Genomic DNA, 12,070 nt, shown 5'->3' on the forward strand with positions numbered 1-12,070 from the left:
GGTATGACGAAGATATGACGGATATATCGGGCCATGGAGGGTCCTTCTCTCTTCTATGAGCACGCCAATATGTCGCAAAATACCGCTATTTTTAATCTGTTCTTCTTTAATCCACAGGGTGATTATCGCTTTTCATGGCGGCATCCTGAGGCGCCGGGTCAAGAAATTTTCACCCTGAAATATTATGCTGACCTGGCGCGTAAAGCCGAAGCGGCAACGCTCGATAATATCTTTATTGCTGACCACGTTGCTATCTGGGATACCGTCCCTAGTGGCCTGGCCCATTATGCCAACCCGCGTCTGGAGCCCATCACCTTGCTGGCCGCGCTGTCTGCGGTGACAGAACATATCGGCCTGATGGCAACCGCATCCACTTCTTATAACGAGCCATACAATCTGGCGCGCTATTTTGCTTCGTTAGACTTCTTGAGCCAGGGGCGCGCCAGTTGGAACGTCGTCACCTCATGGTTGCCAGAAGAGGCCGCTAACTATGGTCTTGAACAGCTGCCTGAACATGGTTATCGCTATCAGCGAGCCGCTGAATTTATCGAAGTCGTCCGCAAGCTTTGGGATTCCTGGGAAGATGAGGCGGTATTGATCAATAAACAGAGCGGTTATTTCACCGATCCGCAGCGGGTACATCAGTTAAACCACGAAGGTAAATTCTTCAAGGTTCGCGGCCCGCTTAATGTGCCGCGTCCACCGCAGGGGCATCCGATTGTGGTGCAGGCGGGATCGTCAGAATCTGGCAAACAGTTGGCTGCCGCGCAGGCCGATATCCATTTCGTCTTTATGAGCAATATCGAGAAGGGGTTAGCCTATCGCGCCGATATGGACCGCCGTCTGCGTGAGGTTGGCCGTGAGCCGTCCCAGTTTAAGATCCTCGGCGGCGTGCTGCCGGTGGTCGTCAATACGCCAGAAGAGAAGCAGCAGCGCGAGCAACTGATTCAAGAGTTGATGAATGACCAGATGGCGCTGGATCTCCTCACCACCTATCTGCGCATGGATCTAAGCGAATACGATCCACACGCCCCGCTGCCGCCGTTGCCAGCAGAAGAGGGCTTCGATGGCCTGCGCACCGCGCTAGAAATTATCCGTGGTTATGACGCTAATCTGACTGTGCTGCAACTGGGGCGTCTATTGTTGCAAAGCTCAGACAGCTGGCTAGTCATTGGCACTGCCGAAGAAGTGGCCGATAAGCTCAGTGAAGCTTTCAACGCCGGGGCCGTAGATGGCTACAACCTGATGTTCCCGTTCCTGCCAGTCGATCTCGACAACTTTATCGAGCAGGTTGCACCGCTGCTCAAAGCTCGCGGCGTAATGAAACAGGCTTATAGCCCAGGAACGCTGCGCGAGAAGTTAGGATTAGCGCCGGTGGCGAATCAGTTCAGTACAAAAAATTAATAAACTCAAGGCCCGTAATGGGCCTTGAGTTTGATGACAAAGTTGTCTGGTATACCGAGATACACGGGCTTAGTAATCCTAGGGGCGCTCCGGCGAGCAAGCTCGCTACGACCCCAACGGTTTACTTTCCCTAATAACGGACTTTGTCAGCAGTCTGAAAGGCCTATTACGGCCATTTTTAGTGCTGTAAATGTCCTCGGTTAGTGAGTCACTTAGTACATTATGATGACTAAGTTTTCACGTTCCAGTCGTCGGCATACTGTACGTTACCATCAACGTAACGCCAGGTGATTTTATTGTATTGTAGGGAAATCGATTCCATATGATTTATCTGCGAGTTTCCTGACAGCTTTGTGTTTGGCATCCCCGGGTTTACGCCCGTTACTTTCACGCCCTCGAGCGTAATAGTGAAGTAACAAACTTCTTGCCCTGCGTCATTGATATGATAAAAACGGATTTCTGCACTTTTTAGAGTTTGACCTGTGGCAACGGCTTTATAAAGATATGGACTAGAGCTATCAAATTCTTTTTCGATCATGAGTGGGGAGTGTGAGCGCGTTCCAGTGATCTTGCCGTTAGCGCTATCTACAGGTAGATTCAATCCATGGCTAAAGCCTATGATTTCTATACTTCCTTCCCGGCCTTTGACATCAACAGATCCTTTAATATCTGCCCCGCCGTCGTCTTTTAGCCACATATATGGAGAGATTGGCATTTTACAAACTCCTTTTTGTTGTGATTTTATTCGTGATGAACCAGTAACAAGCAATCGTTATGAGTAGATTAAGGCCTATGATTGTTGCCATAGTGAAAGGTGAATAAGTCTGTTTGTCGGGGAATACCGTGCGATAGGGTAAACAGCGCAGCAATGCCCAGAATAGTAAAAGAAAAGTCAAAAGTTTTGCAAAGCGTCTCAATGTGGACGATATCCATTCCTTTAAAAGATCAGTAGTTTTTATTTTCTTGCTAACCCTCTTCAAAAGAGTGATAACCATGCAGAATAACGGCACACTGATTAGTATGTTAATTAAAGTTTTAATGTAATCTCTAATGGATTCGTAAGGTTCTGGATCCGGTTCTCCTAATATCCATTTGCTTATTTTATCTGCCCCGTCAAAACTAACTCTTTTAGAAAGGAAACCGTCAACAAGTCCATCATATGGAATGTATTTAGCAACCAATAGCATGGTAACAATGAATAAGGCAATTTTAGCTGTCAGCTCAAGAACATGTTTTACTGCCATTTGTGATCACCTCAATCGAACCGTATGCTTTTAATTTTCTCATACAGGGAACATCTATTTTTTGTGTTCTTAATAATGCATTACGCAACATGGCAAAGTCACAATCATGGGGAAGTGTTATACAACCCTCTGACAATGTTCCCGGATGCAAACGAAAGTTACCACGTTTAATTCCTTCTACCCATGTATAATCATCGATTGCCCAATCATCTTTCCATAAAGCAAACCATTCATTATGTTTAAATGTGGCTCCTTTGACGAGATGATTATAAGCATCTTTGACACCTGCATTGAGTTGAGATTTGAGCCCTCCTTCTGGTCGGTCAACGATCCAATATTTTCCTGCCGGAACCGGCCCCATTTTGGGAATCATCCCGCAAGCGCCACGGTTACGGTAGGCTCCATCACCAGAGAAAGCTAAAAATGTCCCCACACCGGGAAACATTAAAGGCGAGTAATGCGCATCATTTATTATAAACTTTCCATGTAATGCCATTAGATTTACCCTTAGATAAAATACAAAAAAATCATCTTGCCTGTATTGTTAAATATGAATACTGATTTGTCGCAATTTTTTCGATTTTAGTTAGGGGTGATTAATTATTTAATGCCTATCTTTAGTGTTTATATAATAAAAAATCCACTTTATCTATTTTAGATGAAATCTTACAAGGAAAGTAAAATATCAAGAATTAGCATTATGATGATTGTGTTGATAGTTAATACAGGGGGATATTATGACCAGAACGACAAGTATTATGATTGACAAACGACCCGACTCATTTATCAGTCGATTGATAGACAGTGGTCGCTTCGCCTCTGCGAGTGAAGTTATGCGTTCTGCTCTTCGCTTATTGGAGCAGCAGGAAATGAATGATGAAGCAACTCGTCAGGCTGTCATTGCTGGGCTGGGAAGCGATGAGAGTTCATTATCATTAAGGGATATTGCCGCGCAAAGAAAGCTGAAACACAGCCTTATATACCCAAAATAATTGGAGTTGCCTCAAGGCGTCAAGGGAACGACAAATCAGTCTGGAACTGATTTGAACGCTGCTTGCAGCGGCCCCAACGGGGCGAGGCCCACGGATGGGCCGAGTAATGTAATCAACGCAGAAGCAACTTCAAGTATGACGAGTATAAACGGCTTGTTGATACATTGGATGCAGAGAGTGACCTGTCATTGCTAAAAATCTCCCCCACGAAAATAAGCAGGGGAGTAACGAGTCGGGTGATTCTCAAAAGGCGGTTTTCTGTTAACAGTCAACCCATCACTACAGCGTCAACAAACCCGTCGCCGCGGCTTTTTCTACCGCATCACTGATCGGCTGGTAATCCTCGCGTGTGGTCACGCTAAAACCTTTGATTAGCTGGGCGTCGCGGATAGCTTGCCACTGCGGTTCAGTGGCCAGACGTTGCAACGCCTGACGAAGTTTCTGTAATACCTGTGGCGAAGTCTGTGCCGAGGTAATCATTGGCAGCCCAGGCGTTAGCGGGGTGGTGCCAATAGAGATTAATCCTGCGACGCGCTCAGGTTCGTGGCGACTTACCAGCGCCCAGGTGACGGCATCAATCGCGGCAATGTCGCCCTTTTTCTCACTCAAGGTGGCCAGCGATTGACGGTGGCTGCCGCTGAATACGATATCAGAGAAGAAGCGGCCTTCGTGTTGCAATGGCGCGACCAGACTGCGCAGACAGTGATAGCCAGATTGAGAGTCTTCGCTATTGCAAACCACGGTTTGATTGCGGAAGTCAGCCAATGTTTTTCCTGCGTAGGCTTCTCTAACCACCAAGTGACTGCTATAGCGGAAGCCTTCGCAGCCCGCCGCTTGATAATTAAAGGTACCGACCACCTGCACGTCCGGTAACAGGGCACGCAGCGGGTAACCACAAGTCTGGCTGAGCAGCAGTTGCGGATTACGCCAGTGGGCTAGTCTGTCCTCCGGCAGGCTGTACAGCGCATTATCGCCATCCAAACCTTCTTCGTTCAGCAACTGACGCAACGCACGCAGCAGCGCCTCGGTATCGGCATGATTCACATCGTACATGGGAATAGAAAGCAGCTTACTCATTTGGCTTCTCCTGCGACGCCGTACTCTTATTCCCTCGTCCGTCAGGGAAGAAGGTATTAATTTCGACCTTAATTGGCTTAATCAAATGCTCACGCATTAACTCGCCGTAACCTTTGACATAAAAGCCCTGATTGCGCGCCAGATACTGCTGCTTGTTCGCGCGATAAACTTGCGGCAGCCCGTACCATGGAATACGCGGCAGGTCGTGGTGCACTGAATGGTAATTAAGGTTCAGAAACAGCAGACGCCAAAACAGACCGGCTTCGTTTATTACGGTACGCGCTTCCGGGTCTTCTGCGGCGCGATGCTCGAAGAAGGAACGTACTTTGGTCATGGCCAACATCGGCCAGGTTACCGCAAACAAGTAGTAAATTATTGAGAAATCATTATGGACTAGCCAGCCAAGCACCGGGATCATCAACACCAGATGAACACTCCACATGGCGATAGAAGCGCGGCGGCCTTCGCGGAAGGACTGCCAGATATTCACGAAGGTCCAGCGCATCGTCAGCAGTGGCGTTAATAACATACGGCCCGGGAAAGTATTACGTAAGCGCACCAGCAGGCGCTGCGCGCCGTTAAAATGATGCCAACGGCTACGGGTAAAATAATAACTTTCAGGATCGGTCTCCGGCACGGTCAAATCTTCATCATAGTGATGCTTGAGGTGCAAATCGCGATAAGTGCCGTAGGGATACCAAATAGAAAACGGCAGCAGGCCGAATAATTGGTTAACGCGAGGAAAGCGGGTCGGGTGACCATGTAAAAGTTCATGCTGTAACGACATATACCAGGTGCTAAACCAGATAAGCAGCAAGGTCGCCGGTAACAATCCTATTGTTTTCCACCAGGCAACGGTGGCAAACCAGCCGCCGTAAATGGTGATAATAAGCAGCCAGGTTGGCAGCTCGGTGCGCCACAACCAAGAACGATACAACTTTTGCACCGAATCCCGTTGTTGCTCATCCAAATAGACTGATGTTGATGTTTTCCCACTCATGATAAACCACTGACAACGATTAACTAATTAATTTGCCAGAGATTAAATAGTCACAGCCAAACCACAAGTGATTAAAATTGCTATGTTTAGCAAGGAAGTTGCTTAATGCGAAGCTTCATAATCCTCTGATCTCAAGACGGTCACTTTTCACAAAAAACTCCCTTCATATTGTCACCACTCTCACTGTTAATATTTGTGAACAACGCCGCGTTTAATCACGCTTAAATCCTTTATATTCACTTTAAATAACATATAAAAACTATTATTAACATCAAGCCGCTGGTGCGCGGTATCCACCAGACTCCTACAAATCACCCTAATAGAAGGCGTCACCATGTCTATATTGTCATCAGACACCTCGATTCCAGCTGTAGAGACATCGATAGAACAAAAGGCGTATCGCAAAGCGACATGGCATATTCTGCCGTTGTTGATGCTGTGTTACATCGTGGCCTATCTGGACAGAGTTAACGTGGGATTTGCCAAGTTGCAAATGTCCAACGACCTTAACTTTTCGGAAGCGGTATATGGGCTAGGCGCGGGGATCTTTTTCCTGGCTTACTTTGTATTGGAAATCCCCAGTAACCTGATCCTGCATCGCGTTGGCGCAAGATTGTGGATTGCCCGCATTATGATCACCTGGGGCATTATCTCGGCAGGTATGGCCTTTGTGACCACGCCGATGTCTTTTTACATCATGCGCTGCCTGCTTGGCGTCGCTGAAGCGGGGTTCTATCCCGGGGTGATTTTGTATATTGCCAACTGGTTCCCTAGCGCCCGCCGCGGACGGATGTTTGCGTTATTTGCCACCGCAGTACCGTTATCGGGAATGATTGGTGCGCCATTAGCAGGCTGGATTATGGAAGCCTTCGACGGGCTTTATCAGTACGCCGGTTGGCAATGGATGTTCGTATTAGAAGGATTGCCGTCGGTGATTATCGGCATCATCGTCATTTACCAGCTCACGGATCGCATTAGCGACGCACGCTGGTTAAACGATGAAGAAAAACGCCTCTTACAAAGCAATATCAATAATGAAGAGCAGCACCATCAGCACAGCAGCCTAAAAGGCTTATTCCTACAACCTAAAGTGTGGTTGTTAACACTGATTTACTTCTGCTTTATTGCTGGCTTCTACACCATTGGATTCTGGCTACCGACCTTAATTAAAGACAGCGGCGTTAAAGGTGTGCTTCACATTGGGTTACTGAGCGTGATCCCTTATGCCGCCGCGGCGGTGACGATGGTTTTAGTATCGCGCAGTGCAGATCGTTTACGTGAACGGCGCTGGCATCTGGCGCTGACCTCGGCGTTGGGCGGGGTTGGCATGATCATCTCCGCGAATTTCAGTCATAACATGCCGATTGCCATGATTGGCTTAACGCTTGGGGCAATGGGAGCACTGAGTACCTTGCCGCTCTTCTGGAGTTTGCCGACGGCCTTTATTGGTGGTACGGCAGCAGCGGCGGGGATTGCGCTGATTAACTCTTGGGGCAACCTGGCCGGTTTTGTCGCCCCTTATATGATGGGGTATCTCAAAGATCTGACGCAAAGCACCACCGCCGGGATGTTAATTATTTCTGCCGCGTTGTTTGTTGGCGCGCTGTTAGTTTTTGTGATTCCGGCTAAAACCGTGAATCGCTAACCCTTTGTTAGCAAGGAGAGAGTCTATGAAGATTTTAGTCACCGGTGCGGCAGGATTTCTCGGCCGTCAACTGATTGAGCGTCTAATTACTTGCAAAGGATTAACAGACAAAAACGGCCAGCAGCAGGCTATCAGCCAGATTATTGCCTGCGATAGGGTCGCATTGGAGGGGATCAGCGATCCGCGTGTTGAAGTGGTGTGCGGCGATATTGCCGACCGTCATTGGCTAGCCAGCATTATTGACCGTCAGATTGATAGTATTTTCCATTTAGCGGCGATTGTCTCTGGGCAGGCTGAGCAAGATTTTGAGTTAGGCATGCGTATCAACGTCGACGCAACCCGACAGCTATTTGAACTGGCGAGAGCGGTGGGGAATTGCCCGAAAGTGGTGATCACCAGCTCCGTCGCGGTATTTGGTGGTGCGTTGCCGCAAGTCGTTCCCGATTCTCAGGTGTGGATGCCACAAAGCTCATACGGTACACAAAAAGCGCTTAATGATTTGCTGCTGGCTGATTATAGCCGCCGTGGTTATATCGACGGCCGCAGCCTGCGCATGCCGACCATTGCGGTACGTCCTGGCAAACCTAATCAGGCGGCATCCAGCTTTGTCAGCGGCATCATCCGTGAACCCTTACAAGGTATCGCCGCCGTGTGTCCGGTTAGCCCACAAACCCAGTTATGGCTATTATCACCGGAAAAAGCCATTGAAAACCTCATTCTGGGCCATGAACTCGACGCGACTGCCTTAACCCAAGGCCGCGTGATCAACCTGCCGGGATTATCGGTCAGCGTACAACAGATGCTTGATTCCCTGCGCAACATAGCTGGAGACAACGTTGCCAACCTCGTTCGGCTTGAACCTGACCAAAAAATCGAGAAAATCGTCAACTCCTGGCCCGGCGATTTCGAAGCCACCTACGCCAAACACTTGGGCTTCCGCGGCGAACAACACATCGACAACCTTATTAACGGTTTTATTAAAACCCTAAAATAATCAGTAAATTAGTCTTTGGTTAATTGATTTAACTCTGTTGACCTTCGATTTGTTGACCTTCGATCTATTGACCTTAGATCTGTTGACCTTGACCTTCAATAGCGCATCTTATCGGCCAAGCGAACGAATAAGGTCAGGGGAAATCCGTCAGGGAAGACGGATTTAGGCAGAGCCGGTCAGGGACGACCGTCTCTGCCGACCCGCCCGGCCGAAGCAGTAAGCGCGGGCAGTCGCGCAGCGACCCGATAAGCTAAACGCAGGCGTTGGGTGCAGGGGCTTTCGCCGAAAAGCCCCTGCCGGTCGCGTTCGGCAGCGCTGATATATTATGCAGTACTAATAAGCGGCCGAACCTGCACCGATGCTACATATCTCGAGGGGGATGATGGGGCCAGTGCCCCATAGAAGTCGCCGCATGGGCCTGCCCCCCCATTGCAATCACTCCCCCCGCATCACAACAATCCCCGGCGTACGACGTACATACGTCAAAAATTCGGCATCAACCACTTTCATATTTTTGGCGAGCGAGGAGGCGTTTCTAAAATAAATGCCTTGTTCATTACGGATAAAAATCCCGACGTGAGACACATCAAACCCGGCTTCTTTCGAGTAAATACCGATATAGTCGCCAGTTTTCAGCTTAGCAATCACCGTGGAATTGATGTTACGGCTCGGCACATAGTGAACAACACGCGGGGTGATACCTAAACCTGGCAGGATTTCGCTGCCATTACCCCTAAGATTGAGTTCTTTGCGTACCGCAATCGCGTGTTTACTGACCTGCGTGGTGATATCGACTGCATTAGGCGTTTTTGTCGCCGCCCAATCGGTGAAGAAGTGTTTACGATTCAAAAAACTGACTTTGCCATCAACATATCTAACCTTAATCAGGTTTTCGGTAAATGACTGCCGATCGGAGGATTGCGCCAGGGCCTGCACATAATCGATATAGGTAAAACAGTCGACCGCATCAAAATTTACCACCAGTTTTTCTGGCGTAGACGCTGAGCCAATTAAGGTATGCGCACGATAAGGTGTGCCGAGAAAGGATTGAGATATATTGGCGATATTTTGCTCACGGCTTGGTGTGTGGGTGATTTGCAGCTTGGGTAAAATGGCGTCTTGCGGTGCGGCAGCATCGACACTATTTTTTGCGCCGCTACAGCCTGCGGCCAGTAATGTTAACAACAGCAGCATATTTTTAGCCGTGAACATTTCCCTTTATTCCTTATTCTCGAGCTGAGTCTTGAGTGTCTTGCAACATTGCCACCATGGCATTTAAATTTGCCGTCGCCATGCCTTTACGCCATACCAACCAAATCTTCACTTGCCCCATGGTTCCACTTAACGGATAGGCTTTTACCCCCGTTTGGCCGGGCATACTTTCCAGCATACTAATAGGCATTAATGCTAAGCCAGCACCGGCGGTAACGCAGGCCACAATGCCATGATAAGACTCCATCTCAAAAATCTTACCCGGGGCCGCGTTATCCTCTCTAAACCAGTTCTCAAAGATACGGCGATAAGAACAATTGGTACGAAAAGCGTAAATCGTCGATCCGGAAATAGCTTTTGCGCGCGTGACCGGCGGATGATTGAGCGAGGCAATTAATACTAATTGCTCATCATAAACAGGAATACCATCAAATTCAGGATGGCGCAGCGGGCCATCAAAGAAAGCGGCATTATATTGGCCCGATAATAATCCCTCAACCATCGTACCGGAAGGACCGGTTGAGAGATCTAACTCCACCTGCGGGAAGCGTTGGTGATAGCGAGCGAGCAGGGAAGGCAGGCGTACTGCCGCGTTACTTTCAATCGAACCCAGCGTAAAGATCCCGCTGGGTTGCTGACCAGAAACGCTCTGTTTGGCTTCTTCGGCCAAGTCTAATATTCGTCGACTATACTCGAGAAAGGTTCGGCCGGCATCGGAGATATACAGGCGTAGCTTTTCCCGCTGAAACAAATTAACGCCCAACTCATCTTCCAACTGTTTAATCCGCGTCGAAATATTTGAAGGTACACGGTGTAGTTTATCGGCCGCTGCCGTGATGCTGCCTTCTTCGGCTACGGCTTTGAATACTTCCAATTGGGTTAAGTCCATACTTTCTCATTTGAAGTAAGATATTTTCATTATTATTCATTTTTAAAGAATGGCTGGCAAGCCTATGATGCCTGTCATCCCGGTTTGCAACGCTCAGAGCAACACCATTAAGCAAACCCAACTCCATCCGCATCACAAGAGAAGGTAGGACTTATGAATCAGACTGCTTCCACGCCAAACGGCGCGTTATCCCTGAATCCTAATGATGGGCAAGTGATCAAGCATTTTCCTTTTGACGGACAAGCCGCGGTAGAGAATACGCTGCAACACACCTTTGATGGATTTACCCAGTGGCGTAGCAGCGATATGGCACAGCGTGTTGGCTTATTGCGCGCTATTGCTGCCCAGTTACGCCAACAAGCTCGCCCGTTGGCGCAGTTGATGACCCAAGAGATGGGGAAGGTGATCGCCCAGTCGCTGGCTGAGGTCGAGAAATGTGCCAAGTTATGTGAATGGTATGCTGAGAATGGCCCGGCTTTTCTCGCGCGTGAGTCCACCACGGTCGAAAATAACAAAGCCTATGTCGATTACTTACCTATTGGTCCAATACTGGCGGTAATGCCGTGGAACTTCCCGATTTGGCAGGTGCTGCGTGGCGCAGTACCTATCATTCTGGCGGGCAATAGCTATCTGCTAAAACCCGCGCCTAATGTCATGGGTAGCAGCTATATGTTGCACGATATTCTGACGAAAGCAGGCACGCCAGCCGGAGTCTTCTCGATAATTAATGCCGATAACGACACCGTGGCTAAAGTGATTAAAGACCGCCGTATTGCCGCCGTTACCGTAACCGGAAGCGTGCGCGCAGGCGGTGCAATTGCTGGCCTGGCAGGTGCCGCGATAAAAAAATGTGTGCTTGAGCTTGGCGGCTCTGATGCCTTTATCGTCTTGGCCGATGCTGATATTGATGCGGCGGTGAAAGCGGCCATCGGTGGGCGTTTCGTCAACAATGGTCAAATTTGTATTGCGGCAAAACGCATCATGGTCGATAACGCCGTATTTGATGAATTCAGCGAGAAATTTATCGCCGCGGTCAAAGCCATGAAAGTCGGTGACCCACAATTAGATGACACCTATATCGGCCCAATGGCACGTTATGATTTGCGTGATGAATTGGATGCACAAGTGCAGGCGACGATAAAAGAGGGCGCAAAATGCCTGCTAGGCGGGCACAAAATTGCCGGTGAGGGTAACTTCTACGCGCCAACGATTTTAAGTGAAGTCACGCCAGGCATGACCAGCTTCAAACAAGAACTGTTTGGCCCGGTTGCCTCACTGATTCGCATCGACAATGCCGAACACGCAATAAAATTGGCTAACGACTCTGAATTCGGCCTCAGCGGTAGCCTGTGGAGTAAAGATATCGAAGCGGCGAAGAAACTCGCATCTCGTATCGATACCGGCGGTGTATTCATCAACAGCTCAAGCTTCACCGACCCGCGCGTCCCGATCGGCGGGGTGAAAAACAGCGGTTTTGGCCGCGAATTATCACATTTTGGCATTCGTGAATTTACCAATGCGCAAACGGTATGGATAGAAACTGTGGCAAGCTAGACCGAGCTTGGGGCGGTTTTTAAAAACGGGAACGTTTATTCAGGCTAGACCGAGCCTGA

General features: G+C 48.8%; 12 protein-coding genes. 5 read left to right on the plus strand and 7 right to left on the minus strand.

Annotation, left to right across the window (positions count from 1 at the left end):
* Positions 1 to 69: 69 nt before the first annotated feature.
* Positions 70 to 1,404 carry an NtaA/DmoA family FMN-dependent monooxygenase gene (locus ACL9RG_RS18985; protein ID WP_422794268.1) on the plus strand — a complete coding sequence of 445 codons (1,335 nt, stop codon included), beginning with the start codon at positions 70 to 72 and terminating at the stop codon, positions 1,402 to 1,404.
* A gap of 229 nt (positions 1,405 to 1,633) precedes the next feature.
* Here the strand turns inward: ACL9RG_RS18985 and ACL9RG_RS18990 are convergent, their stop codons facing one another.
* From ACL9RG_RS18990 to ACL9RG_RS19000, 3 genes are read right to left on the minus strand one after another with little or no spacing between them, the layout of a single operon-like run.
* Positions 1,634 to 2,119, minus strand: a complete 486-nt coding sequence (locus ACL9RG_RS18990; RefSeq protein WP_422794203.1) for an Hcp family type VI secretion system effector — start codon at positions 2,117 to 2,119, stop codon at positions 1,634 to 1,636.
* 1 nt (position 2,120) lies between these two features.
* Positions 2,121 to 2,648: a hypothetical protein gene (locus tag ACL9RG_RS18995; protein ID WP_422794204.1), complete on the minus strand. Its 528-nt coding sequence runs from the start codon at positions 2,646 to 2,648 to the stop codon at positions 2,121 to 2,123.
* On the minus strand, positions 2,626 to 3,144 hold the full coding sequence (locus tag ACL9RG_RS19000; protein ID WP_422794205.1) for a DUF2778 domain-containing protein: 519 nt from the start codon (positions 3,142 to 3,144) through the stop codon (positions 2,626 to 2,628). The genes ACL9RG_RS18995 and ACL9RG_RS19000 overlap by 23 nt, the downstream gene beginning before the upstream one ends.
* 241 nt (positions 3,145 to 3,385) lie before the next feature.
* Here ACL9RG_RS19000 and ACL9RG_RS19005 point away from each other — a divergent pair, with 241 nt between their 5' ends.
* Positions 3,386 to 3,640: a type II toxin-antitoxin system ParD family antitoxin gene (locus ACL9RG_RS19005; protein WP_422794206.1), complete on the plus strand. Its 255-nt coding sequence runs from the start codon at positions 3,386 to 3,388 to the stop codon at positions 3,638 to 3,640.
* Positions 3,641 to 3,919: 279 nt separating this feature from the next.
* Here ACL9RG_RS19005 and ACL9RG_RS19010 read toward each other — a convergent pair whose 3' ends face one another.
* Together ACL9RG_RS19010 and ACL9RG_RS19015 are read right to left on the minus strand one after the other, a co-directional pair.
* Entirely contained in the window at positions 3,920 to 4,717 is a 798-nt protein-coding gene (locus ACL9RG_RS19010; protein WP_422794207.1) for a phosphate/phosphite/phosphonate ABC transporter substrate-binding protein, read from the minus strand.
* Entirely contained in the window at positions 4,710 to 5,717 is a 1,008-nt protein-coding gene (locus ACL9RG_RS19015) for a fatty acid desaturase (protein WP_422794208.1), read from the minus strand. The genes ACL9RG_RS19010 and ACL9RG_RS19015 overlap by 8 nt, the downstream gene beginning before the upstream one ends.
* A gap of 334 nt (positions 5,718 to 6,051) precedes the next feature.
* Here ACL9RG_RS19015 and ACL9RG_RS19020 point away from each other — a divergent pair, with 334 nt between their 5' ends.
* Both ACL9RG_RS19020 and denD read left to right on the plus strand, forming a co-directional pair.
* On the plus strand, positions 6,052 to 7,362 hold the full coding sequence (locus tag ACL9RG_RS19020) for an MFS transporter (protein WP_422794209.1): 1,311 nt from the start codon (positions 6,052 to 6,054) through the stop codon (positions 7,360 to 7,362).
* Between the two features lie 25 nt (positions 7,363 to 7,387).
* Positions 7,388 to 8,356 carry a D-erythronate dehydrogenase gene (gene denD / locus ACL9RG_RS19025; RefSeq protein ID WP_422794210.1) on the plus strand — a complete coding sequence of 323 codons (969 nt, stop codon included), beginning with the start codon at positions 7,388 to 7,390 and terminating at the stop codon, positions 8,354 to 8,356.
* Positions 8,357 to 8,791: 435 nt separating this feature from the next.
* On the opposite strand, the gene ACL9RG_RS19030 is transcribed toward denD, so the two are convergent.
* Both ACL9RG_RS19030 and ptrR read right to left on the minus strand, forming a co-directional pair.
* On the minus strand, positions 8,792 to 9,568 hold the full coding sequence (locus tag ACL9RG_RS19030) for a DUF1460 domain-containing protein (RefSeq protein ID WP_422794211.1): 777 nt from the start codon (positions 9,566 to 9,568) through the stop codon (positions 8,792 to 8,794).
* Positions 9,569 to 9,581: 13 nt separating this feature from the next.
* The gene (ptrR, locus tag ACL9RG_RS19035) at positions 9,582 to 10,457 is read right to left on the minus strand and encodes a putrescine utilization regulator PtrR (protein ID WP_422794212.1); all 876 of its coding nucleotides are present in this window, start codon (positions 10,455 to 10,457) and stop codon (positions 9,582 to 9,584) included.
* A gap of 153 nt (positions 10,458 to 10,610) precedes the next feature.
* Here ptrR and ACL9RG_RS19040 point away from each other — a divergent pair, with 153 nt between their 5' ends.
* Positions 10,611 to 12,011, plus strand: coding sequence for an NAD-dependent succinate-semialdehyde dehydrogenase (locus ACL9RG_RS19040; RefSeq protein ID WP_422794213.1), 1,401 nt, complete (start codon positions 10,611 to 10,613; stop codon positions 12,009 to 12,011).
* Positions 12,012 to 12,070 lie beyond the last annotated feature (59 nt).

Origin of the sequence: Rouxiella sp. Mn2063 (assembly GCF_049319665.1) — a bacterium.
GTDB lineage: Bacteria > Pseudomonadota > Gammaproteobacteria > Enterobacterales > Enterobacteriaceae > JBMOUD01.